The sequence below is a fragment of the Desulfosporosinus acidiphilus SJ4 genome, from assembly GCF_000255115.2.
GTDB lineage: Bacteria > Bacillota > Desulfitobacteriia > Desulfitobacteriales > Desulfitobacteriaceae > Desulfosporosinus > Desulfosporosinus acidiphilus.
On record NC_018068.1, the window covers coordinates 2,628,682 to 2,653,582 of the forward strand.

General features: G+C 43.8%; 23 protein-coding genes and 1 pseudogene. 19 read left to right on the forward strand and 5 right to left on the reverse strand.

Annotation, left to right across the window (positions count from 1 at the left end; all coding sequences use genetic code 11):
• Positions 1–106: 106 nt before the first annotated feature.
• The 10 genes from DESACI_RS12005 to DESACI_RS23660 all read left to right on the forward strand — a co-directional run bounded on the left by DESACI_RS12005 (position 107) and on the right by DESACI_RS23660 (position 10,786).
• Entirely contained in the window at positions 107–697 is a 591-nt protein-coding gene (locus DESACI_RS12005; RefSeq protein WP_242833044.1) for a 4Fe-4S dicluster domain-containing protein, read from the forward strand.
• On the forward strand, positions 690–1,562 hold the full coding sequence (locus tag DESACI_RS12010; protein WP_014827464.1) for a CoB--CoM heterodisulfide reductase iron-sulfur subunit B family protein: 873 nt from the start codon (positions 690–692) through the stop codon (positions 1,560–1,562). The genes DESACI_RS12005 and DESACI_RS12010 overlap by 8 nt, the downstream gene beginning before the upstream one ends.
• Positions 1,552–6,021 carry an FAD-dependent oxidoreductase gene (locus tag DESACI_RS12015; RefSeq protein ID WP_014827465.1) on the forward strand — a complete coding sequence of 1,490 codons (4,470 nt, stop codon included), beginning with the start codon at positions 1,552–1,554 and terminating at the stop codon, positions 6,019–6,021. Before DESACI_RS12010 ends, DESACI_RS12015 begins: the two co-directional genes overlap by 11 nt.
• Positions 6,021–6,500: a hydrogenase iron-sulfur subunit gene (locus DESACI_RS12020; protein WP_014827466.1), complete on the forward strand. Its 480-nt coding sequence runs from the start codon at positions 6,021–6,023 to the stop codon at positions 6,498–6,500. Before DESACI_RS12015 ends, DESACI_RS12020 begins: the two co-directional genes overlap by 1 nt.
• Positions 6,497–7,168, forward strand: a complete 672-nt coding sequence (locus DESACI_RS12025) for a methylenetetrahydrofolate reductase C-terminal domain-containing protein (RefSeq protein WP_014827467.1) — start codon at positions 6,497–6,499, stop codon at positions 7,166–7,168. Before DESACI_RS12020 ends, DESACI_RS12025 begins: the two co-directional genes overlap by 4 nt.
• Positions 7,161–8,078 (forward strand): methylenetetrahydrofolate reductase, encoded by a 918-nt coding sequence (locus DESACI_RS12030; RefSeq protein WP_014827468.1) that lies wholly within the window; start codon positions 7,161–7,163, stop codon positions 8,076–8,078. The genes DESACI_RS12025 and DESACI_RS12030 overlap by 8 nt, the downstream gene beginning before the upstream one ends.
• Before the next feature lie 270 nt (positions 8,079–8,348).
• Positions 8,349–8,981 (forward strand): universal stress protein, encoded by a 633-nt coding sequence (locus DESACI_RS12035; RefSeq protein WP_014827469.1) that lies wholly within the window; start codon positions 8,349–8,351, stop codon positions 8,979–8,981.
• Positions 8,982–9,404: 423 nt separating this feature from the next.
• Complete coding sequence (locus tag DESACI_RS23105) at positions 9,405–10,010, forward strand: class I SAM-dependent methyltransferase (protein WP_014827470.1); 606 nt, start codon at positions 9,405–9,407, stop codon at positions 10,008–10,010.
• The gene (locus DESACI_RS24255; protein WP_014827471.1) at positions 9,964–10,332 is read left to right on the forward strand and encodes a hypothetical protein; all 369 of its coding nucleotides are present in this window, start codon (positions 9,964–9,966) and stop codon (positions 10,330–10,332) included. The genes DESACI_RS23105 and DESACI_RS24255 overlap by 47 nt, the downstream gene beginning before the upstream one ends.
• A gap of 265 nt (positions 10,333–10,597) precedes the next feature.
• Positions 10,598–10,786, forward strand: coding sequence for a hypothetical protein (locus DESACI_RS23660; protein WP_014827472.1), 189 nt, complete (start codon positions 10,598–10,600; stop codon positions 10,784–10,786).
• Positions 10,787–11,438: 652 nt separating this feature from the next.
• Here DESACI_RS23660 and DESACI_RS25515 read toward each other — a convergent pair.
• Positions 11,439–11,567 (reverse strand): hypothetical protein, encoded by a 129-nt coding sequence (locus tag DESACI_RS25515; protein ID WP_282434139.1) that lies wholly within the window; start codon positions 11,565–11,567, stop codon positions 11,439–11,441.
• Between the two features lie 404 nt (positions 11,568–11,971).
• On the opposite strand from DESACI_RS25515, the gene DESACI_RS12045 reads away from it, so the two are divergent.
• The 5 genes from DESACI_RS12045 (at position 11,972) to DESACI_RS12065 (ending at position 14,984) form a co-directional block, all read left to right on the forward strand.
• The gene (locus DESACI_RS12045; RefSeq protein WP_014827473.1) at positions 11,972–12,292 is read left to right on the forward strand and encodes a PadR family transcriptional regulator; all 321 of its coding nucleotides are present in this window, start codon (positions 11,972–11,974) and stop codon (positions 12,290–12,292) included.
• Complete coding sequence (locus DESACI_RS12050; RefSeq protein WP_014827474.1) at positions 12,292–13,158, forward strand: hypothetical protein; 867 nt, start codon at positions 12,292–12,294, stop codon at positions 13,156–13,158. Before DESACI_RS12045 ends, DESACI_RS12050 begins: the two co-directional genes overlap by 1 nt.
• Positions 13,159–13,313: 155 nt before the next feature.
• Positions 13,314–13,691 carry a hypothetical protein gene (locus DESACI_RS12055; protein WP_014827475.1) on the forward strand — a complete coding sequence of 126 codons (378 nt, stop codon included), beginning with the start codon at positions 13,314–13,316 and terminating at the stop codon, positions 13,689–13,691.
• 130 nt (positions 13,692–13,821) lie between these two features.
• A complete protein-coding gene (locus tag DESACI_RS23110) occupies positions 13,822–14,517 on the forward strand; it encodes a hypothetical protein (RefSeq protein ID WP_014827476.1) in 696 nt (231 codons plus the stop codon).
• 98 nt (positions 14,518–14,615) lie between these two features.
• A complete protein-coding gene (locus DESACI_RS12065) occupies positions 14,616–14,984 on the forward strand; it encodes a hypothetical protein (protein WP_014827477.1) in 369 nt (122 codons plus the stop codon).
• 215 nt (positions 14,985–15,199) lie between these two features.
• Here DESACI_RS12065 and DESACI_RS12070 read toward each other — a convergent pair whose 3' ends face one another.
• Positions 15,200–15,751 carry a flavin reductase family protein gene (locus DESACI_RS12070; protein WP_014827478.1) on the reverse strand — a complete coding sequence of 184 codons (552 nt, stop codon included), beginning with the start codon at positions 15,749–15,751 and terminating at the stop codon, positions 15,200–15,202.
• 384 nt (positions 15,752–16,135) lie between these two features.
• Here DESACI_RS12070 and DESACI_RS25785 point away from each other — a divergent pair.
• The 4 genes and pseudogenes from DESACI_RS25785 to DESACI_RS12090 all read left to right on the forward strand — a co-directional run.
• Positions 16,136–16,441: pseudogene (locus tag DESACI_RS25785) on the forward strand (DUF7674 family protein); the annotation flags it as partial.
• Between the two features lie 910 nt (positions 16,442–17,351).
• A complete protein-coding gene (locus tag DESACI_RS12080; protein ID WP_014827480.1) occupies positions 17,352–18,068 on the forward strand; it encodes an MBL fold metallo-hydrolase in 717 nt (238 codons plus the stop codon).
• A 409-nt stretch (positions 18,069–18,477) separates the two neighbouring features.
• Positions 18,478–19,077 carry a type 1 glutamine amidotransferase family protein gene (locus tag DESACI_RS12085; protein WP_014827481.1) on the forward strand — a complete coding sequence of 200 codons (600 nt, stop codon included), beginning with the start codon at positions 18,478–18,480 and terminating at the stop codon, positions 19,075–19,077.
• A gap of 214 nt (positions 19,078–19,291) precedes the next feature.
• The gene (locus DESACI_RS12090; protein ID WP_014827482.1) at positions 19,292–20,200 is read left to right on the forward strand and encodes a class I SAM-dependent methyltransferase; all 909 of its coding nucleotides are present in this window, start codon (positions 19,292–19,294) and stop codon (positions 20,198–20,200) included.
• A 2,434-nt stretch (positions 20,201–22,634) separates the two neighbouring features.
• Here the strand turns inward: DESACI_RS12090 and DESACI_RS12100 are convergent.
• The 3 genes from DESACI_RS12100 to DESACI_RS12110 form a co-directional block, all read right to left on the reverse strand.
• Positions 22,635–22,829 (reverse strand): YwbE family protein, encoded by a 195-nt coding sequence (locus tag DESACI_RS12100; protein ID WP_014827484.1) that lies wholly within the window; start codon positions 22,827–22,829, stop codon positions 22,635–22,637.
• Positions 22,830–23,188: 359 nt separating this feature from the next.
• Positions 23,189–23,614: a DUF350 domain-containing protein gene (locus DESACI_RS12105; protein ID WP_014827485.1), complete on the reverse strand. Its 426-nt coding sequence runs from the start codon at positions 23,612–23,614 to the stop codon at positions 23,189–23,191.
• 24 nt (positions 23,615–23,638) lie between these two features.
• Positions 23,639–24,877: a glutathionylspermidine synthase family protein gene (locus DESACI_RS12110; RefSeq protein WP_014827486.1), complete on the reverse strand. Its 1,239-nt coding sequence runs from the start codon at positions 24,875–24,877 to the stop codon at positions 23,639–23,641.
• Positions 24,878–24,901: the final 24 nt, after the last annotated feature.

Genomic DNA, 24,901 nt, shown 5'->3' on the forward strand with positions numbered 1-24,901 from the left:
TTTGAAAGATTATGGTCATCCAGTTATTGCGCAAGCCAAACTATCTTTGTCTTAATTGGCAGATTTACGGCCTTTTTAGTGTTGGCACGAACCTTACTTGGTCAAGATGTCAAGAAGAATTAATAATTGTTTGGGGGTAAAGGATGTGAACGATTTCCTAGAGCTGCTGGAAACGGAGAGCGGTCAGCCTATCAGACGCTGTTATCAATGCAAGAAGTGCAGCGGCGGCTGTCCGGTAAGCTCCTACACAGACATCAGACCCCACCAGATGGTGAGGCTGGCCCAGCTGGGGAAGCAGGAGGAGTTGCTTGCTTCGCCGGGAATCTGGTACTGTACGGGCTGCATGACTTGCCACGCGCGCTGCCCTAATGGCATCAACATATCGGCAATCCTTGACGTAGTCAAGGCCCGTGCCTTAAGGGCCGGGGATTTGACCGCTGAAAGCTTACCCTTTTTCCACGACTGCTTCCTGGCTTCAGTTAGACACCACGGCAGAGTATTTGAGCTGGGCATGGTGGCCGGTTACAAATGGCGCTCCAAGAGATGGACGGACGATAAAGGATTGGGAGCCAGGATGTTCCTTAAAGGGAAGTTGGCGCTTCTCCCCAACCGCTGCAGCAACAGCCGGCAAATCCGTGAGATTTTCCAGATAGAAGTAGCACTCCGAAAGAAGGAAGGGGGTAAAGACAATGGGTGAGCGACTCGGTTACTATCCCGGATGTTCTCTACATACCAGCGCCAGGGAATACGACCTTTCCTGCCGTGCGGTACTTAGAGCCCTTGGCGTGGACTATGCAGAAATTCCGGACTGGAACTGCTGCGGCGCGAGTTCAGCCCACGGTGCCGGGCATGCCCTCAGCCGGGCCCTACCCCTGCGCAACCTAATGATCGCCGAGGATGTGGGAGAAGACCTGATTGTACCCTGTGCGGCTTGCTACAGCATCTTGCGCTCCACCTCCGGCTATCTGCAGAAAAAGTCAGCAGAGGCCAGGGAGCTGCAGGCTAAAGTGGAGCAGGTTCTGGGCAAACCCTACCGGGAAAAGGTCCGGGTAAGCCATCCTTTAGACTTGCTAACCAAGCCGGAAATGCTCAACAAGATCAAAGGACAGCTGAGTACTTCGCTGAACGGCATTAAACTCGCCCCCTATTACGGCTGTTTCCTGGTCCGGCCGGAAATTGCCGCTTTCGATGACCAGGAACAGCCTCAGAAGATGGATATTCTACTGCGGGAATTGGGTGCCGAAGTGGTCCGCTGGTCCTATAAAACCGAATGCTGCGGCGGCGGAGTGGGGATTACCGAGGGATCAGTGGCGTCTTCCCTGGTGGAGAAGCTGGTCCGCGAGGCCAAGAAGGCGGGCGCGGAAGCTGTGGTTACAGCCTGCCCCCTGTGCCAGGCTAATCTGGAAGGCAGGCAGACCCAGGGTTTACCTGCTTTCTATTTCACAGAACTGGTGGGCCTGGCTCTGGGGATTTCCGCCAGCAAGCGGTGGTTCAAGTCCCATCTGGTAGATACAACCCCGGTGTTAAGCAAAGTGCAAGGGGGGATATCCGGTGGCAGATAACGTGGTTGGCGCGGTAATGGTGGTTGGAGGAGGAATTGCCGGCATGCAGTCCGCGCTGGATCTGGCCAATGGGGGATTCTTGGTGCATTTGGTGACTGACGAATCCTCAATCGGCGGCAAAATGGCCCAGTTGGACAAAACCTTTCCCACCAATGAATGCGCCATGTGTCTCTTAGGACCGAAAATGTCCGACACCTTAAGCCACCCTAATATTCAAATCCATACCTGTTCAACTTTGACCAAAGTCGATGGTGACGCAGGTAACTTTAAGGCCACGGTAGCAGAGGCCCCGCGCTACGTCAATATGGCCGAATGTACGGCCTGCGGGGATTGTGAGCAGGTCTGCCCGGTTGAGGTAGGGGATCGCTTCAACGAGGACTCCATGCAGCGCAAAGCAATTTATAAGCTGTTTCCCCAGGCGGTGCCCAACAAGTACCTAGTGGAAAAACGCGGCACACCTCCCTGTCGGGGCGCTTGCCCGGCAGGCTGCAACGCCCAGGGTTATGTAGCATTGCTTTCCAAAGGAAAGTTCGGCGAGGCCTTGGAGGTTATCAGGAGGCGCATGCCCTTTGCCGGGGTTTGCGGACGAATCTGTCACCATCCCTGTGAAGGAGAATGCAACCGCAAGCAGTTCGATCAGCCCATAGCCATTGCCCAGTTGAAACGCTCTGCGGCGGATTACGGTTGGGCTGAAGCGGCGGAACAGAACCTGTTGGTCAAACCGCCCGCAGAATTCTTGGTGGATGAACGAGGAAATCCCTTAAAAACAGCGGTCATCGGGGCAGGTCCCGGCGGCCTGGCAGCAGCCAAGGACCTGGCTGAGCTGGGTTACCAGGTGACTGTCATTGATGCCCTGCCGGAAGCCGGCGGAATGCTGCGGGCCGGAATTCCCCGCTACCGTCTGCCCGGGGAGATTGTCAGCCGTGAAACCCAGGCAATCCTAGACCTGGGAGTGACCTTTAGGCCCAATACCAGGGTCGGGGTAGACGTACGCTTTAAGGACTTGCAATCAGAATTTAACGCAGTGCTTGTTGCAACAGGTTTTCAAAAGGGCCGTTCGCTGCCCATCCCGGGGTGCGAACTCAAGGGAGTAGAACTGGGGGTCGAGTTCCTCCGGGCGGCTGCCTTGGGTGAAACTCCGGCAGTAGGCAGGAAAACAGTGATTATCGGCGGGGGCAATGTAGCTATAGATACGGCCCGCACCGCACTACGGCTGGGGGCAGAGGAAGTTCACCTCTACTGCCTGGAAGATTATGAGCATATGCCGGCTCACCGATGGGAGATCGATGAAGCCGAGGAAGAAGAGGTGCGCGTTCATGCCGGCTGGGGACCCAAAGAAATCCTTGGCAAAAACGGCGGAGTGATGGGGGCCGTTTTCAAACGCTGTACCCGGGTCTTCGATGAAAATGGACAATTCAATCCGACCTATGATGAACTGCAAACGGAAACAATCAGTGCCGACTGCGTTGTCCTTTCCATTGGCCAGGCCAGCGACCTGTCCTTCCTGGACGGAACAGGGGTGGAAACCAACCGGGGCGTGATTAAGGTTGATCAACTGACCTACGCTGCCAATCAAGCAGGGGTGTTCGCCTGCGGGGATATCGTCAGCGGGCCTGCTTCTGTGGTGGCTGCCGTCGGCGCTGCCCATGAAGCGGCTGAATCCATCCACCGTTTCCTCCAAGGTCAGGATCTCAGGCAGGGCAGGAGTCTGGCGAAATCGGAACCGGTGGGAGTACCTGAAGGTTTGAAGGTGACGCATGCTGCCCGGCAAAACCAGGCCCAGGCGGATCCCGCCCGGCGGGTCAGGGATTTCACTGAAGTCTATGAAGGCCTGACCCGGGAGCAGGTCATCAAGGAGGCTAAACGCTGCCTAAACTGCGGGATTTGCTCTGAATGCCTGCAGTGCGTCAAGGCCTGCAAGAAAAGGGCTATTGACCATTCGGCAGAACCCCAAGTTTATGAATTGGCCGTGGGAGCCGTAATCCTCTCTCCCGGTTACCAGCTGGAATCGGGAAACCTGAGAGGTGAGTACGGCTACGGCATCTATGAAAACGTTATGACCTCCCTGGAGTATGAACGATTGCTTAGTTCCACCGGGCCTACCCAAGGCCATGTGCTGCGGCCTTCGGATCGCAAAGCGCCGCAGAAAGTCGCCTTTATCCAATGCGTAGGATCGCGGACCTGTGATAAGGGAACTGAATACTGCTCTTCCATCTGTTGTATGTATTCGACCAAAGAAGCCATCATCTCCCGTGAACACGATGCCAACATCCAGCCGTCGATTTTCTACCTGGACATGAGGTCCTACGGCAAGAACTTTGACAAGTACGTTAAATCAGCCAAGAAAAACGGGGTGCGTTATGTGCGCACCATGATCTCCAGCGTCAAGGAAGATCCGGTGAGCGGTAACCTGATCATCAAATACTACCAGGATAGTAATATCGTGGAGGAAGAGTTCGAATTGGTGGTTCTGGCTATGGGGGTTAAACCGCCGAAGGCTGCCGGGGAACTGGCCCGTGTCACGGGGATAACCTTGAATGAATACGGCTTCGCCCATACCAAACCCCTCGACCCAATTCAGACATCAAGACCTGGGATTTTCGTGGCGGGAGCTTTCCAGGGTCCCAGAGATATTCCCGAGACCGTGATGAACGCCAGCGCTGCTGCCGCTGCTGCCGGTGCTCTTCTGGCTGACGGACGAAACCAGCTGGTTACTCCCAAGGTCTATCCTCCGGAACGCGATGTCAGCGAGGAAGAAGCCAAAGTAGGAGTGTTTGTCTGCCACTGCGGCATCAACATCGGTTCCATCGTCGATGTTCCTGGCACTGTAGCCTATGCCAGGACCCTGCCCGGAGTGGTCCACGCCGAGGAGTTCCTCTACACCTGTTCTCAGGATTCCGTCAAACACATTGAAGACGTAATCAACGAGCAAGGGCTTAACCGGGTCGTGGTGGCTTCCTGCACCATCAGGACGCATCAGCCCCTGTTCCGAGAGGCTTTAAGGGAGGCCGGATTAAACCAGTTCCTTTTCGAAATGGCCAATATTCGGGACCAGTGCTCATGGGTGCACAGGGCCGAACCAAAACGGGCTACGGTTAAAGCCAGGGATTTGGTCCGGGCGGCAGTGGCCAAGGTCAAGGGCCATGTGCCCCTGCACCTGGAACCGGTTCCGGTAGTCCCCAGGGCTTTGGTTATCGGAGGCGGGATAGCCGGAATGACGGCCTGTCTGACCTTTGCCGAGCAGGGATTCGAGTCTTACCTGGTGGAACGGGAGCAGATCCTGGGCGGCAGCCTGCGCAGCCTGCGCTTTGGGGAAGACGGCCGGGACGCACAGGAATATATGCTTGAAATGATCGATAAAGTCCGGTCCAACCCCTTAATTCATGTGTTTACTCAAACGGAACTCCAGGATATTACCGGTCACCAGGGACACTTTGTCAGCTCTATGAAGACTGGTGACCTACGCCGGGAGGTGCACCACGGAGTGGTTGTCGTGGCCACCGGCGGGAGGTTGTCGGAAGCAAACCCGGTTTACGGAATCAATAAAGACCCCAGAATCATCACCCTGTCAGAGCTGGAAGAAAAACTCCACGCCCTGCAGCAGGTACAGGAAGGTAAGCTGTGGTCAGCCTATCAAGAGCAGTTGGGCAAATGGCACGAAGCGGCCATTATCCTCTGCGCCAGCGCCGGGGAGGAGATGCCCTACTGCAGCAGGAGCTGCTGCACCCAAGGCATCTCCAACGCCATCAGGCTGAAGCAGCAAAATCCTCAGGGCACGGTCTATGTGCTGCACCGCGAAATCCGCACCTACGGTTTCCTGGAGAGCTACTATAAGCTAGCCCGAGAAATGGGGATAGTCTTCGTCCGCTACTCCCCGGATAATCTGCCTGCGCCGAATATTGGCACCGAGCTGTCGATTAGGGTGGCAGACCTGGATTCAGAATTAGAATTTCTGATCAAACCGGACCTCTTGGTCTTGGCGCAGGGTTTTGAAGCGGCCGAGGGCGCTAGGGAACTGGGCACCCTGCTCAAAGTACCGCTGAATGAAGACAGCTTCTTCATGGAAACCCACGCCAAGCTGGGACCGATGGATTTTCCGGGCTCTGGAATGTTCCTCTGTGGAGCCGCCCACTCGCCCAAGTTTGTCAGTGAGGCCATCTATCAGGCCCAGGGGGCAGTGGCCCGAGCAGTGACCATCTTGGCTAAGCCCCACCTGATGGTGGGTGGGGTGGTTGCAAAAGTGGAAGCGGAAAAATGCGCCGCCTGTCTAACCTGCGTCCGAGTTTGCCCCTACAGCGTACCGAAGATCGGGCCTAAAATGGTCGCAGAAATCGAAACTGTCCAGTGCCACGGTTGCGGCACCTGCGTCGGCGAGTGCCCGGCTAAAGCCATTCAACTCCAGCACTATACCGACGAACAAATGTTGGCCAAAATCTCTGCGGTTGGGAGGACTGAGTAATGGAAAAGCGCGAGAGTGGAAATAAGGAAAGTTTCTATCCCAAAATCATTGCCTTCTGTTGTTACTACTGCGCCTATTCGGCCGCCGACCTGGCAGGATCGCTGCGCCTGCAGTACCCGCCAACGGTGCGGATGATCGAACAGCCCTGTTCCGGCAAAGTGGATATCCGTCTCCTGCTGCAGGCCTTTGAGGACGGAGCGGACGGGGTGTATGTGGCGGGTTGCATGGAGGGGGATTGCCATTTTCTCAAAGGCAACATCAGGGCCAAAAAAAGGGTTAACGCCGCCAAAATAATCCTCGACAAGGTCGGGGTCGGCGGTGAGAGGCTGGAAATGTTCAATCTGTCGGGCTCCATGGGCCCCAGATTTGCTGAAATAGCCAATGAGATGACGGAAAGAATTTTAAAGCTCGGTCCCAACCCGCTGAACACAGCCAGGGCTGAGCAGGCTACAAGGGGAGAGGAGGGTGAACCTATATGATCGTAGCGGAAGCAAAACCGTTGGAGGAAATCCTGGAGACCCTGCAGGGAATGTCAAAGGTTTTGGTAGTGGGCTGCGGCGGCTGCGTGTCGGTCTGCCTGGCCGGCGGAGAAAAGGAAGTGGGAATTCTGGCCAGTACCCTGCGCATGAAGCGCGAGCTTATGGGCGACTCACTAGAAACTGTGGAGGAAACCCTGACCCGCCAGTGCGATCCCGAATACGTGCAGCAGTTGGCCAAAAAGCTGGAAGGTATAGACTGCATCCTTTCTCTGGCCTGCGGAGTGGGTGTACAGTTTCTAGTGGAACAATTCCCCCAAACCTGGGTGGTTCCGGCTCTGAATACCAAGTTTGCCGGTGCGACCATGGAGCACGGAGTTTGGGAAGAACGCTGCGGGTTGTGCGGGGAATGTGTGCTAGCCCGGACCGGCGGGGTATGTCCGGTAATCCGCTGCGCCAAGAGCCTCTTAAATGGTCCATGCGGCGGTTCGCAGAATGGCAAATGCGAAGTGAAGCCCAACGAATGCGCCTGGCAGTTGATTTACAACAGGATGAGCGAGCTGGGCAGGTTGGAATTGCTTCTGGACGTGGCTGGGGCCAAGGACTGGTCTAAGTCCAGGGACGGCGGTCCCCGCAAAATGGTCAGAGAGGATGTGAAGATCGATGGCTGAGGAAAAGAGCAAACTGCAGAGCCTTTTTGAACAGGGTGAATTTGCAGTAACCTGCGAGATTGGCCCCCCTAAAAACGCTCAGGGAGATGGCATCCGTAATCACTCCGAACATCTAAAGCCATTTGTGGACGCCGTAAACCTCACCGACAACCAGACAGCCATCGTCAGACTTTCCAGCATCGGGGCCGGTGTGCATGTCCTGGCGGCAGGCGGCGAACCCATTATCCAGATGACAACCCGCGACCGCAACCGCATAGCCTTGCAGAGCGATTTGCTGGGGGCCTACAGCCTGGGCGTGCGCAATGTGCTCTGTCTTTCGGGGGATCACCAGACTTTTGGCAACCATCAAGGAGCGAAAAACGTCTATGATCTGGATTCCATCCAGTTAATCCAAACGGTAAAAGACATGCGGGACGCCAAAGTGTTCCAATCCGGGGAAGTAATCAAGCAGGGCGAACCACGGTTTTTCATCGGGGCGGTGGCCAATCCCTTCGCCGACCCCTTCGAGTTCCGGGTGCTGCGGCTGGAAAAGAAAATCCGGGCTGGCGCCCAGTTCATTCAAACCCAGTGCATCTTCGACATGGAGCGCTTTGAAGCCTTCATGGATCTGGCCTGCAAGCGGGGCCTCCACCAGCAAGCTTATATTATGGCCGGGGTAATGCCCATCAAGTCCGCTAAAGCGGCTAAGTATATGCAGAAAAATGTTTCCGGCATGCTGGTCCCCGATGGGATTGTGGAAAGAATGAGCAAGGCTGAGGACCAACCCGCCGAGGGCATCAAACTTTGCATCGAGCAGATCAAACATTTGCGGACCGTTCCCGGAGTACGGGGGGTTCATATCATGGCAGTGGCCTGGGAAGAAATAGTGCCGGAAATCGTCAAAGGAGCGGGGCTGTTACCAAGGCCTTAAGAAAAGATCCGCCTCCCGAGCGGAGGCGGATCCGAATTTATCCCAGAGGTGAAGCACTAAATTAGAATTGGTGTATCATAAGGCTCTTAGTGAACCATAATAAAAATTATTTCGCAAGAATGGAATTCTTTATACCAGGCCGCTGTAGATTTTAACTCCCAGCATGTCGGAACCGGATGTATGATGAACACTTTTGGAAGCGTCAGATATAAAACAGATTGAAGAATTAGGCTATCAGTGTCAAATGTATTGATGAAAGAGGTATTTGACATGAATGATTCTAAGTTTAAAGTACTTCTCTACTCCGATGGTTCACACCAGGCGTTTTCTGCAGCTGTTTATACTGCCACGCTATTGAAGATTATGCCTAATATGCATTTGACCATCGTGCAGGTACATGAAGCTGATGGAAGTTTAATGGGGACAGAATATAGTTGGAAAGAGTTGAGGACTAGATACAAAAGATATTCTTGGGGTTGTTCTAAAGGGAATGTATATAGTTGGATAGACACTTGGCCGGTTAGCCCTACCTATGACTGGATGAGGCGCGTGCTCGATGAAGGTGATTCGGACTCAAGAAAACAATATTCTCAAATACTTGCCAAAACTAACGAAATATTTTCAAAGAAAGGGGCCAACGTCAAGTATGAGGAATTATGTTCCGATTACAGTATTTCCAACACATTTGACATATCCGAAATGGCAGATGTAATTCTTGATTATGCAACAAAAGGTTCATTTGAATTAATAATTATGGGTACGCGGGGGCTTTCTACCTTAAATAGGCTGATTTTTGGTAGTTTAGCGTATACTGTGTTATACAAATCCCCTATACAAGTGTTGCTAATTAAGAAACTTCCTCAACACTTTATTGATAGTTACTTGGCAGACACTGAGCATTAAGAATAATCTTGATAGTAAGCACTAGAGGGCGATTACCCAGTGCTTTTTTTGTTGTCCAACAAATATTTGGCGATTAGTGGAGGGAAAAGCGGGAAGTTCGGCGAAAAAGAAAAGTATGCGCAAACGTTGTCCGTAATGCCAGTTTTTCTTGTCTCACGCCGCCTATTGGCCTGCCAATCATAGGGTAAGGGTTTCGGAAACAAAGTACCCGGACTTATTAAACGCAAAGGTAGGTGAAGAGCTTCAGGAGTATCCGGACAGCCAAAGCGATGAGGAACTGTCATATTTAGTTAAAGTAGTTTACGCTATATTGGATTATAAAGGGATTTCTCGGCAGGAATTCGAGGGGATCAGGAAGCATGGTGGATGAGAGCATACAGAAACCATTGAACGATACCTGCGTGAAGGAAAGGATAGGATACTTTGGGAGAGTTAGAGAAACATGTCCGCATATTTAATCTGATTGCACCTGTTTACAATAGATTCTTTCGTTGGCAGGTCAAGAATTATGGCTCAATTTTAGATAAGTACACAGATTTTTTGAAGATTCCAGCAGGCGGTAAAGTGTTGGATATTGGTTGTGGCACAGGTGCTTTTACATATTGCTTAGCTGAGCGTGGGTATCAGGCCGTGGGGGTGGATTTTTCCTCATCCATGCTCAGAGCAGCCAGGAAGTCCACCCTGGGGGAGTCTATCGAATTTAAGCAGGGGGACGTCACCAAGGGGTTAGATTTTCCGGACGCAAGTTTTGACCTAGTTCTCTCCTCATATGTTCTGCATGGCTTGAGTTCCAAATTGCGTCAAAGTATATATGCCGAGGCCAACAGACTTTCCCGCGGCCAAGTACTTTTTTACGATTATAACCAAAAGCGCAGATTATTTACGGATATCGTTGAATGGGCCGAAGGTGGAGATTATTTTGGATTTGTACGCCAGGGGGAAAAGGAAATTAGAAGTAATTTCCATGATGTTCGGATAATAGATGTTGGTCCTCAGACTGCAATATATCTTTGCTCGCCCCGACGTTAGATATGGTCGACGGGAGCCAATTGTCCTTGAAGAATCAGGAGTTAATGCAAGTGACATTCAGCGAGTAGCATTTTCAGTACTTGGGTTATTATTACTTGGCAATTCAATACCCAAGGTCGTCTCAGCATTTCTAAGTTTTTATACAATGAAAGTTCCGAATTCTACGGCAAGGCTATTTGGATCACTTGGATTTGCCGGAACGATTGCCCAATTTATCATTGGATTAGGAATATTTTTGGGTTCACAGGGTTTGGTTAACCTGCTCGATGGTATTAGACATGCCGGATTAAATAGAGAGAAGCATTTTGAGGATAATGACTAATCCAATTTATTAAATTGTTTGAGAAGCCTGTTTAGATTTCCGTTGGTCTTATCATCAATTAGATCATTGACAAAAGCATGTGTCCTATAGAACCAGCAGGAATATTATATACATGTATCGGGTTCCAATATTGTGAGCCGTTTGCGTATTAGATAGGGGACGCAAACGGTGTTTTTATGACAAAGGAATTATGACTCCTTTTACCATTCAACAGTCGCAACGGCAAGCTTCCATGTTGAAACTGTAAAAGTAGGTGCGTTAAAATTTGGAAAAGATAGTAGAAGAGAGACAGGAAATATGTTCAACCGTTTCAAAGATTGTTTCGTTAAAGATTTTCCGGCAAAAACCTAAGGAAATTACTGAGATCGGAGAAATTGTTGGATTTCAGTGTGAAAGTAGTAGTTCTAACTGTGAGTCACGCTGTACTTATAAAATGATGATGGAAGACTTTTAGCTTGTTATTACTTTGGATTAATTACATCCCTAATATCCAACCTATCACCTCGACACCTCCGCTGCAGGATTATTTGTTTAAGAAGTTGTTCGAAGTAGCCAATGTTTTGGCTTGAAGTAAACAATTCAGTTCGATTCCACGATCGAATGAAGAAGTACTAGAGGGGCTTACTCACAGTTATTTGCAAATAGACAAAGATATTAATTCGCGTCATTGCTTAGTTCAAGAAACCGCCTTGCGTAAAGATTAACTGGCAGTCAAGAACTGGTTCCCTCAAAGGCTCGTTTTGAAGGGGTTCGAAATATAAGGAAGGACAAGAGTTCATTTCAAAGAATTGTAATAAGCCAGAAGGATTTTGTAGTTGGGCTTGGGCAGGACTTCAAGATAAGGTTGTGTATTTAGTATTAGGACATGATTATCCTTGGGTAAAGCAGAAAGGAACCGAAATTTTTGTTGCGCCGATGGACTTCATCCGGTTCTTTATAAATTGGAAAGAATTGAACTTAAATGATACGCAATGGAATATATATTTGGGGTTTCCTAAGTACGTTGGTTTTTAATCGTTTATGCCAATGGGCAGAGTAGGAGCGGCCTTCATTCTTGTTCCCTTTTTTACTGGTTATTATCCAACGTCGTAAGCAAAAACATCCTTCTAGGCGTATTTGCCGGATTCATGGTGGTGGTTGGCTCGCTGATTATCTTCTACCATCCCGCGAAGAAGCCCGCGCAGGGGCAGTTGAACACCAGGCCCGTAGCTTCGTCCTACCAACGTAGAGAACACAAAGCAAGGGAATCAGAGTAAATCAACGTATTAGACATAACTAAGAACCCCTCGTTTCCAAAAAGACAGAGAGGCTTAATACCCATCTTTATCGGATTCTAGAAGATTGTATCGTAAATGACCTTCGCTGAGGACCCATTTACCGAACTTCGCCAAAGGCTAATAATAGTAAGTTCCGATAAACCAAGTTAAGGAACAAAAAGTAGGATTATGGGAAGTTAAAAATGGTGAGAGACATCATATGAAAGACGTCGGCTCTTCTTTTTACTCATTAGGTTTCTTATTTCACTTCCGAAGTACTTCTTCTAATTTACCATATAAAATACATTGACAACTGTTAAAGAATACACTATTATTCAGTTATACTTAGTAAGTTGAACGTAATAAGTGGGGGAGAATAATTTATGAGAAGCAATGATTTAGGACGTTTTTCGGACGCATCGTTTCTTATCCTTTCAAGTCTGGCAAATGGACCGAAACATGGGTACGCTATGATGGAAGATATTAAGCTATTCAGTGGTACTCAACTGGAGCCAGGAACACTCTATGGTGCGATTTCGCGATTAGAGAAACAGGGATGGATTGAATCTCTGGTTACTGAGGAAAGGCGTCGCCCTTATCGCATTACTGGTGCAGGGATAACAGCTCTTCGGGAACAAGTTGCAACATTAGAACAAGTTGCAATGGTTGGAAAAAACCGATTAGCAACACTGGAGGGATTTTAATGCGTTGGTTATTAAAACTCTATCCTCGTGTTTGGCGTGAACGGTATGAAGATGAAATGCTGATAGTGTTAGAAGAACACAAAATAACACCTACCACTATGTTTGACTTACTATTAGGGGCTATTGACGCTAATTTTAATTACAATGGTTTTACGGAGGGGATTTTCTATATGATCAATCGAGTTCGGTCAGGAATTGTGATGATTTTTTGTTCATTTATGTTATATGGTATCGGATGGAGTTTACTTCAGCGGCTTAATGATCCCATTCCTAATTTTCAAGTAATAAATACAATTCATCCTGAATTTGGGGTTATTTATAAGGCAATTTTCATTGTTGGTTTTATCTCTTTTTTAGCCTTCTTAATAGGCGGTTTACCCATTTTATATATTTCGGTCAAACGAGCTTATAGGGAGGGAAAGCAAAATGTGTTAAGTCCATTTTGGGCAGCTCTTTCATGCCTGCTTTTATTCGTAATTTTAACAACAATCCTTGTGATTTGGCACCCGCAAGGCCATATTTATACCATTTTGATTGGGTACCTTTTACTTTCGGCTCTCTTTTTAGTTGTAGGAACTGTTGCTGTTTCATTTGTTATAGCAAGAACAGAGTTTAAATTGCCTGAACTCAAACTCGTTTATATCCCTGAAATCGTCATTTTGTTTGGTATGGTAGTATCAGTAATGCTATCAACCATCTTAATCGCCAGGATCACTACTAACGCACCACAATTATTTATCACACAAGATGTAAGTAGCACAATGTTTATTACAGGAATCATTTTAATGTCACTCAGTACAATCTTTGCAGTAATCGGACTTAAACGCGGCACAATTGCACAAATCGACCAGTTTATACAAGAATAAATTCGTTTATAAACACTTTGAAATATAATCTAAGTCAATCTGATTTCTAAGTAAATTTTATTGTACAATTGCAGTAACTTTTATTTGAATTTTGTATTTTTCATTCCGATAAATCTTTTATGCTTCTTGTTAATGCTGTTAAGGGGGATTATAAGATGAAACTCACTAAACTGCCAACACGGTATTGGTTTACGATACTTCTTGCTTTAATTACAGCATTTATTTTTAGTCGGTTCAGTATTGCACAAGGGAAAGCGTTGCTAAATGCGGTACCTTGGGGTATCATAGTCCTTCTTGTGACAGCCTGGCTAGGGATAGGTAAAAGCGATGCGTTACGCCTTGGAGCTGTATTCGGGTTTCTAGTATCCTATTCATATTTGTGGTTTGACAACCAGAATATTCACTCTCTTACCCAGGTTTTAATACTCATCCCGCTTATCGTTTTGCCGTCCTTGTTCGGGTTGCTCTGTGGGACAGGATTGGGGTATATGGGATGGCAAATAAGACGGATGTTCATGGCTAAGACTCAATAAGTGTGAGGTTGCAACGTTATGAGCAACAATATTGCAGCGAGAGACAAGGAGTTAATTCACAAAGATACTATTGATGTCATAAACTGCCAGTTACTCTTATACTCTTAGGTATAGAATGGAGTTAGCTAGAATGAACAGCCTCAAGAATGTTGCATATACAGAAGAATACAAAAAATACAGAGACACTTTTAACTTTGTATTTGATAATAAATACAAAGAGCAAGTTATAGAGCAACCGTTATCTGATGGAAAACATTCAGCAAGAATTACATTTTACAAAGATGAAACTTGTTCCATATCAAAATATAGGGTCCTTGCTTCTAAAACTGAAATATTAAATAGCCAAAGTCAAATAGTAGCCAAATTTGAAAACGTAAACCAAAGCATTTTCTTTTATGCTTTTGAGCATTCGAATGGAAAAACATATCTACTCTTTAAAATTGATTTATACGGCTACAGCATAATGAATTTATCCAATTATGAGGTATATCATTTCGTGCCAGATGTGAGTTTTCTGGGGCAAGAAGAGACTTTCATTTGGACGGGGGCCTTTTATTTCAATAAGAACAATATTCTCGTGGTTGATGGATGTTATTGGGCTTGTCCATATGCAACATTATTTATTAACCTTACAAATCCAGAGCAATTGCCCTATAAAGTAATTTATAGTTCGTATGAAATGGAAAATGAATTGAACATTGACAACGACATAATACCCTTACGTTGGAATGAGGATGGTTCTATAGTTCTTCAATGTAGCATTAAAGATGACGATGAATTAATCGAAAGAGCTTTTGATGTAGAATCCTTATTAGCCAAACTTTAATTTGAATAATGTAAGATTGGAAGGGTGTACTTACTTTGCATTATTCTTAATTCGTGAACTATAGGATAGCAAATAATGTTTGCCATAGGTGGTATAATATGGAGTCCATTATTCTTGTTGGCAATAAAAATTTAGAGTTATCAGTCATTGAGAGAATGGAGCATAACAATTGTATTAGGAAATACTATTCCAATATTTGGTTCGTCGTCGAATATGCAGACTCTCGGGTTTACTATCATATTGAACCCGAGCTAATTAAGGAATATGAAGTTGAATTAAAGGTCATTCCATTTAAACAACCCCAATTTATGCTTGTGGATTATATTTCTTTAGGCATTCTTAAAAATTTAATTCTCACTGAGTACAGTATGAAAAACACTTGGATTGACAACAACCACGGTATAATACTTCCTATTCAGGATTTCATAACTCTGCTGAAGCAAAATCCATCTTGGGATTGGAGATAATAACGTAACTTCTTTTGGTACTCGATAGCTTCAGGTTATTCTTAAACCCTACAGCTATAACAATCGCCCCATCTCTTTAAGGCGTAGGGCGGCATAAGTGAGATAATACAAAGCTCATTTCGAAGTAATTTGTTATGAATAGTATTGATAACCCATTAAACGTTGGATAAGTAAAAGAAGGGATAATCAAATGTATGACATCCTTTTTTCAGCCATTATTTTATTACTTTACCTTCCTTAAACACGACTCCTACCGACTGGCCTAACTTAAAGTATCTAAAACCCATTCCTAAAGTCGGATTGATTTTTAGTGGGTCGGGTACATCACCTGTCAAGCAATCCTCACTTATAAATGTTGAAACTATTTCTCCAAAAAATACTGTAAAGCCACAGATAGGAACGGTTTGAATGACTTTGCATAAAAAGTTCATAGGACATTCACTAATCATTGGAGCTTTTCCAATCTCATCATAGAACGATGAAAACAAATGTGATTTATCTATTGTTTTTCCTGATACTAAACCGCAATAATCTGTTTTTTCAATCATATCAGCAGAGGGAATATTGACACTGAAGTATCCATTTTCTCTGACGCCAATAGTAGAAAAATGGGTATCCTTTAAGGATATATAAAAAATCGGTCCTTCACACACTACTCCGAATGCCCCAATAGTGGTATAATTTGGCTTACCGTTAACATCAGCTCCAGCAAGCACAATAGGAGTTGAATTAACCATCGGGTAATTTTTAATTTTTATCTTTTCCATGTTTATTCCTCCAAACATTAGTCTTGCTTGGCTGCCAGCATTTATAATATCTGGTTTCCTCAAATAAGTATAGACTTTTTCTTTGCAATGAGTTATTATATTGTAAATGTGTGCCCTGAAGGTCTATTGATCTTCAGGGGCATTTTTTATACGTTTAAATTATAGTGCATTTTATAGACATATTTTTGTTATTTTGAATCCGCATATTCTAATTATTCTTAATTTGTTACAGTTTATTCATATTTACTGAACTTCCGCTAATCCATATTTTCCAAGATAATAACATTGTTCCATTAGGAGAAACGCCATGCTAACGTAAGATAAAAACAATATCATCGGACAACTTTTGTTTAACATCCCTGAGGTCAAAAAAAAAAATACCAGGAAGAAATAGCTTGGTGGGGTAATGATCAATTTCCAGGTTTACATAACATTTTTGGTAATGTAATGAACAGCTTTGTGGTTAATCTATTAAAGAGTCACGGAAATGAAGAATTGAAAAATCGTATTTTTTCTTTCTATGAAGGTATGGCTACCAGTGATGATGACGATATAAGGAATGTACTACAAGTAACCCTCTTAGAGTATTTGGGAGATGATAAAGAGATTCTTAATACAGCATATAGGTACATGGGTATATATACAAAAAGACAATCCGATGAAATTGAAAGATTCTTAGGGCGAAAATAAGTAAACTGTTTGGACTCCCTTAATGCTACAATTATCCATATACACATTAGGCTATTAATGGAAGTGCGCAAGAAACGGCTTCTTCTTGAAAGATTAGTGCAGACTACAGTCTGCTGTCCCAGTAGTAGGGACATTCCCGTCCGAAACTGCGTCGGGGATAACTCCGGGGTGGGTTGCATGAGGAAAAGCCCAACTGGTTGCCTAGTATCCATGGCAACTAGGGGCGAGGGAAAGAATGGTATGGTTTATGATTAAGCATCGTCATTAGCAGCAGTGGCTGGGATATGTTAACCATTGTATTGCAGATTGGAAAACGCAGCTTCCCATGTGCGTATGTTACTGCCTACATATCTGCCGGTGTATTGAATAAACCTAACCCATCCGTGTCTAATAGAAACTGAACTTGGTATGTCCTATGGAGTCCGATTTCGGTAGGTCAACCGCAAGGAAGATACAATCTCCAGAGGATAAAGGAGCGTTGGAAAAAGCAAATGTCGCTATGGTGCAAGCCAACAGGAATAAGAAACAACTGGGCGAATAATGTAAAATTACATACCTGAAAAGGTGCTGACATCCAACTGGTAATCAACACGGAATAAAACGACTAAGCCGACTACAAACCCGCCGTTAAAGCTTAAAAAGTATTATATAACAACTTACACTACCACCCAATCCCCCTACATCGCCCGCGTTTTGCACCCCTCGCTACCCTTAACCCCAAATACCTGACTTCCTATAAAGACCAGCTCGCCAGTCAACCACCGAACTCCTTCAATCCAGCAGGATGGATGTTCTTACCTATCGGATAACTGAACTGGGAAGCTGAGGGATGGCTTAGATGTGAGTAGTTAAAAGAGGGATAGTTTTTAAGTTTGGGTTCATGAGCTTTTACATAAGGAGGACCTTTTTTATGGAGTTAAGACGGCTTACTGATAGAGTGTTTTATAGTATGCATAACAAAGAGGTTGATAGGCCTGTATTAGGATATATATATGGGCGGAAATATTCATTAATGGTGGATTCGGGTAATTCAAAAAGGCATGTTCAATTATTCAATGACGCTATAAGTGATGAAAGATTAAGAAAACCAGACTTCATCGCAATTACTCATTGGCACTGGGACCATAGTTTTGGTATGAATGCAGTCGAAGGGATCACATTTGCTAACAAAAAAACGAATGACAAATTGGCAGAAATGGCGAAGTGGAAATGGACCGATTCGGAAATGAAGAAGAGGTTAGAAACAAAGCTTGAGATTGAATTTGCTGATAGTAGTATTCGAAAAGAGTATCCAGTACTTTCGGAGATACAAGTATCGACTTCCGATATCTCATATGATGGAAAAATGGAAATTGACCTAGGAGATATAGTTGCTGAATTACATCCTATCGTATCTCCACATAGTGAAGACTGTAGTTGCATTTTTATACCTCAAGAAAGAGTGTTATTTATAGGCGATGCTGTGGGAGTGGATTATTATAATAATTGCTATTTAGATAAAGGTAAATTACATTGTTTAATTACAACGATTGAAAACTATGATTTTGATATATGTGTAATGGGACACGCTGAACCAGTAAGTAAATTAGATATCCTTAATATCATGAGTTCTCTTCTGGAACGATAGAAAAATACTTTAAGTTGCCATATTTCGGAACATTCTTCGTAAATTGAGGAAAAATTCTAGTGTTTAGAACCCACTATGATATGTCTCCTGGATAATCAACATCATTTTTATCGGATACAATATGTCACTAAACAGGCTGCAAATACTATTTTGGTAATATATGGAGGGAAGAAGGAAAAGACGATTAAGTAGAAGTCAAGATAGTTTGTCAGCTACTTAAAAACAGTAATGTGGCGAATAATAATTGATTTTACAACCAACAAGCCAGCCCTGACCGATGAACTTCTAAATTTTCTTAAATAATGGGTGTATGATCAAGTGAATTTAGTATTGTTTATATTTTAAATACAAGTGTTTAGTTGGTAGAATATTATTATCATTAATAAAGTTATAAGAGGGAGGCCAGCTAATGAAAAAAGTAGTGCTATTTGTTATTTTGGATAAATACGCTGATTGGGAAGCCGCTTATCTATCGTCGTTAATATTATCTTTAGGTCAAGATGAATATTCTGTGAAGACCGTTTCATTAACAAAGGATATCATTCAATCCATAGGGGGATTTACCGTTCTTCCGGACTATGATATTCAATCAGCTCCAACAGATTTTGAGGGATTAATTCTAATTGGTGGAATGTCATGGAGAAATGAGTCTGCACAGCAGGTTAAACTTTTGGTACAAAATGCATTAAACAATAGAAAAGTTTTGGGTGGTATCTGCGATGCTTCGGCCTTTCTTGGTACAATTGGTGTTTTAAATAATGTTAGCCATACCAGTAATGATTTAAATGACTTAAAGCAATGGGCTGGAAATTCATACACAGGAGAAGAAAAATATATCATGCAACAGGCAGTAAGAGATAATAATATTATTACAGCTAACGGTACAGCATCTTTGGAGTTTGCTAAAGAAGTAATGCTAGCGTTGGGAGCTGCACCTGAAAACAGGATTCTTGAATTTTACAATTTTCATAAACTTGGGTACTACGGGGCACCTATGCCGAGCATGTAAATTTATGGGGGTAGATAGTTTATTGTACAAAATGAGCATTACGATGAGTTAAAATTATATGGATTCTGTCTTCCATTATTGATATTTTCTGAAATTTATGGTTGACTTTTATTAGCAGGATTACCATAAACACAATGATGTTGTAGCAATATTCGGATTAACAAACATCGTAACGTGATTTCTAACCAAAGGCTTATTTCTGGGGAGGGATATTATGGTCAGTAGAAATCCTAGTGGCACAGCATTTATGATGGCATTTCTACGAGGATTTCACGCAGTTTATGATAATAAGAAAATATTTAATGATCCACTTGCTTATGATTTAATACCCGAGGAAGTTCGGGAAGCATTTAAACAGCATTTAATTAAATCCGCCGCAGAAATGGCTCCTGAGCTAGCAAAAGAATGTACTGATGACGCAACCTCATTACGCTTGGCTGTGAGAATCATGGCTGGTCCCGTCCTAGCCAGAGCACGATTTGTAGAAGAACGGCTTGAAGAAGGCATCCGGAAGGGTATTAGACAATATATAATTCTGGGTGCAGGACTTGATACCTTTGCTTATCGTCGTCTTGATCTGACAGATCGCCTGCAAGTATTCGAGCTTGATTTACCTTATACACAAGAACTAAAACGCCAATTATTAGGCCGTCTAAACCTTGAAAAACCGGAATTCCTGCACTACATTCCGGTAGATTTTACTGAGAGCAATCTATCTTCAGCCCTTTTAGAATCAAAATATGATTCAGGGCAAGTGAGTTTTTTTAGCTGGATGGGAGTGACCCATTACCTGCCACTTGAGTCTGTATTGTCAACACTCAAGGCTATAATAAAGTTATCATGTAGCGGTAGTGAGATTGTATTCGATTATTACGATAAATTAGCTTTTGATCCTGACAAAGGTTCGAATCGTATTAATTATATTATGAAAAATACAAAGACTATCGGAGAGACCATCATAACAGGATTTGATCCATCAAAACTTAGCATGGACCTTGCTCTTCAGGGATTGCAACTGCTGGATAATTTAGGTCCTGAAGAGATACAACAGAAATATTTCAAGGAATGTAATGAAGGCTATGCAGCAAGTGAACATGTACATTTGTCCCATGCTACATGGTAAATTAAGGTCAGGTTATTGATTGGAGAGTATCCGAACTTGGTGGAAAGCCAATTTTAGGAGGTCTAATCGATATTATTTTACATTTATGAGAATAGTATAAAATGATCTTTCAGGATTAGCGCTGACCTAGAAAGTAGCTAATGAGAAAATCTCCTGAAGAGAAATATATTCAAATGGACAAGCTATATTTATACAGTAAGAACGAGGAAATCAAGGAGGGAGGTTGATAAATGATTCTTACCGAAGATGATTTTGAATCAAATTTCGTTGAATATCTTAATCTTGCGACAAGAGAAACAAGAATTGACAATCATTAAGGATGGAAAGAAGATTGCAAAACTAATACCAGTAGAAATGGAGAAAACGGAATAACCGCAAAAACCTATTTTAAGTTAAATAGAACTAATTTGTTAAATATAAAACAGGATGCAACTCTTCATTAAAAAGGCATTTAACGCATAGTTGATAGAGGCTAATTGAGCATGTGGTTAGGTCAATAATTCTAATAAGTTAATTACATGCTCAAATAACTATTAATAACGTAATTCGATTAGTAAAGCATTAATTGAATCTTTTAGAATCCCGAATTTAGTACCTGAAAATGACTCGTATATATATATCGATACATATTCAAGGCTTTAAATGGCTCCTGTAGCCATAGTTTACTTAGATTAGGCTAAATCATATTAAGCAAATATTTCTAAAGCCTTACAGAGGCTCCTAGAGGCTGGTTTTTTCGTGACGGTTATCGTAAACCTTATAAAAGAGTTCATATGAATAGTAATGTCAATCTCCAAACTGAAGCTTAATCTAGAAGATATCAAACCAGAAAGCCAAATATAGTAGTAGTTATCAATTGAATTTATATAACCGACATGATAATACTGATAATTGCTTAAACACTGATAGCCTAAAAAATCGCTGATACGGACGAGTCAGTTTGTTAAAATCCGTACCATGATTTTTTCGGGCTATTTTAGTCTACCCCCACCATAAATTATATTCTACTTTACATAATATCTATTATAGGACCCAAATAATTTATTCTCTCGAGCTACTTCTTTTCAAGTATTGACGAGCGACACAAAAGTTTATATTTCTTAAATTTATAAATGACACAAAAATTCAGAAGAACTGTAGTCTTTGTATCTTATTGCTTGAATCATTTATCAAGTTTCTTGATGATATGTAAGTTAGCTAGCCTTTATCACGGCGATGTTTCTTCTTGAGCTTAGAGGGGTTATTATTTATGCACGATATTATCTTGTATTAATTTTAGTAATTCAGCTGAAACGAATTAAAAAACTACTTTCATGATTCTTCCGAGACATTTAAATTTAGCCAGTCCTCTTCCCCATTCCTGGCGGCATTCACATACTTACTCCTGGCTAGGCTTTATCCAAGGATTGTTCTTGAACTTAGTAAGGTTCATCAAGTGGCAGCAATTTGGTCGCGTTGTAGCTTAAATTCTCACAACAGACTTTGGGGTATTTTCACCCTACTTTTAAGCCTTCCCCTATGTCATTATTGAAGATGGTTATTTGATTGCCGATGTAACTTAATCAGTTCATCCATCTTCTGTATCATTTCTTTATCATTTTTATCTTTGCGTTTTAAATAACGTACCACATTAACTATTAAATAGGCTATAAGTGCAAAAAACACGATTGGAAATATAAAGATAAAGAGAGCAGTATAATCAAATTGAATCGGGTTACCACCCATTATGGCAATTCCTCCGTTCTATAATTTCAATTTAGCTCTAAAGCCCAATATTTTTACATTTACAACCTACTTACCAATAGGTTCCTTTTAACTCCCGCATCCAACCCATCTCCCAGTCTCCCGTATCCGATAGGTAAGAACTTCCATCCTGCGGGATTGAAGGAGTTCGGTGGTTGACTGGTAGCTGGGGGGCACAAGAGGCTAGGGGATTTTGGGTTGATGGAGTGCCAGAATAAAGGTAACAAACAACCTAAGTCGTTTTGATGCCAATACTCTTTCAATAATTCGTGATATGTGCCAAATGGTGATTACTATGACTCGAAGCCGAATGATCTAAAGGTTATTGCTATTGTCATGATAGTAAATACAATAAAGCAACACATAAATATGACATGATAGCCTGCATGAGTTGCCAGAAATCCACAAAGCGGAGAAAAAACTATCATCATTAGCGTTTGAATCGTACTTACTATTGACAGGGCAAGCGATCTCGATTTCTCCGGAGCATGATGCAACAATTGATCATTGAACATTACCCTACTCAGTCCACATCATCAAGGCGGTCATTTCAGACCGCATGTTCTTCTTGAACTTGGCTAGGGGGCAAGTTGACTGGTGAATCACTATCATTCACTGGTTAGTAGAAACCAACCAGGATCGGCTCCACCCTTATCTTAAAAATTGATGCGGAAAATTAATAGATTTTCGTTTAAGGGATAATTCGCTTTACTCGACCCACTATTCCACACTCAAGGCGAACTTTTATTCCATGAGGATGAGTAGGCGAATTAGTTAGAATGTCTTTTACAATACCTTCAGTTAATTTTTCCGTCCTTTGATCCTGTTTTTGAACTATTAAAAGGTGTGTACCTCGTTTGATATTTACGCGATTATTTCCTTCCATTACTATGACCACCTATAAATCCTTAATGTATTAACCTCTATCCCCACACTCAAATCTTCCATGCAACGCGCTCTCTCAGCCTCGGCCTGATCTCGCTGATTTCACTCCCGCATCCCTCCAGCTTTCCGGTTCGGTGGGGGGAGTCGCCCTTTTAATCCGATACTGATCGGCGAGGAAGCAGAAAGCTTAGAAGAGTCGTACACACCTCGTATAGACACCCAATGGTTAAAAATTCTGATCCGAAGGGAATAATTGAAACAGCGGCATTCGTCGGACTGAATATTGCATCTGCAGTTAAATAAATAATTTGAATGAAATAGCCACACCTTGACTATTCAAGGCATGGATTGTTTTGACAATTAATAGCTGATCAGAGCCGCCATTAAAACCCCAGTAGCCAAACTTAAACAAAACGAAAAGATCCCGACGCCCACATTCCCATTCGGTATTTCTTTCCGAATCGTAATCCCCGGAGTCAAAAGTTCAAATAGATAATAAATTCCAACGAGAAAAACGATCCCAGTTAAAGCCCAAACCACCAAATCCCACAAGCTAACTGCATGATAGATCGCTGAAGCAAGCAAAAACGAAATACCGAGTATCTTACCCCCTAAATCGAAAGCGACAGCTTTAGCAGCTGCTACCTTTAACGGATTCTCCAAATCATCACCATCAAACATGATTTTAAATTCCTGATAAGGTGTAGTTAAAGTGAATAAAAAGATAGCAAAAGCCATCAATGGTAAAGTGACTCCCAAGTACCTAAGGAAATTGATTAATAACATACAATAGCCCCTCTCTCCCACTCCTTATTTCTTATATCCCGACGGCAAAAAGCACGATAGATTTCCTGTGATTCGCTCCCCGATTCTTGCACTGATCGCTGAGGCCTTTCCTCCGACGAGAAAAGATCCCCAGAGTAATCGTCCCTTATAAGGGCCGGTCACTGTCATGCTTTCCACTTCCTCCAGCTCCACGAATTTCTGATAGATCATCGGTTGCTCCCAATACATTTCATCCCTGTCTTTCTCTAGTACGCTACCATCCGCTTGAAAAATACTGACAGCTCCTCCTTCTCTCCCATAAATAGGTTTTGCCACAAAGGGTTCTTTCCCTAAAAAAGGATTTTCCAGATAAGTCGGGAGCATATAGCGCTCAATAATTTCATGCTCAACCTCAGTATAGAACCTTTTTGCCTCATGCAAACCCCATATTAAAGCCTGCATTGCCTTAGTCTGGGCAATGAACGCTGCCGGGGGATTGATAATCGCCAATCTTCCTCGGGCGATTAGATCAAGAACATGGGCTCCTGTGGGATATCCATCCTCATCCTTCTCCTCAGCCAATTTTTCCAGTGCATGAAGCCGGTACCAAACATCAATTTTCTGATACTCTCCTTCGATAAACGCACAGAGTTCATCCTCAATCACTCTGAGATTTTCCAGTGGGACAAATCGACCAGGCAGGTCCGACCTTTTCAATAAGTACTCCACTGTTCCCTTATCCTCTTCATGCCAATCCAAGGCGCTAAAAACGATATTTTCTATCGGGTAGCCTAACCCCTGATAGCATTCGACAATCCCCTGAAAGGCATCTGTGAGGTCCTGCTCCATCCCTAAATTGGGGTTGCCTGCACCAAAAAACTCACACGCTTTACCATTTGTATAAAATGCTTCGACCACACTTGTGGGGGTATCTGCATTAAATTCCAGCATTTTAATCCCCTGTGCGGTATGCGCAAAATCAAAGCGACCGATCGTCGTCGGAATTTCTGGCAAGATCGGGAGCCGAATCGCCTGAAACGTTTCCGTGGGGAGTCCCAACATTTCAAGCAAACTTTCTGGACTTTGCTGAACCATCACTACAGTTTTTGCATAGATCTTCCCGAGTCCATCCGTTGCCATAGCAATTTCCTGACGAAACTCCTCGTTAATATAGTGGATTCCAGCTAAGCCATATTCATTTCCATCGATCCAGTCCCAGGAGAAAACCTCGCGAATGGACCCGTAAAACTTTTCACGAACCTCTGGGTATTGACACCTCTTCACGGTTTAACTTTCCCCTTTCAATCT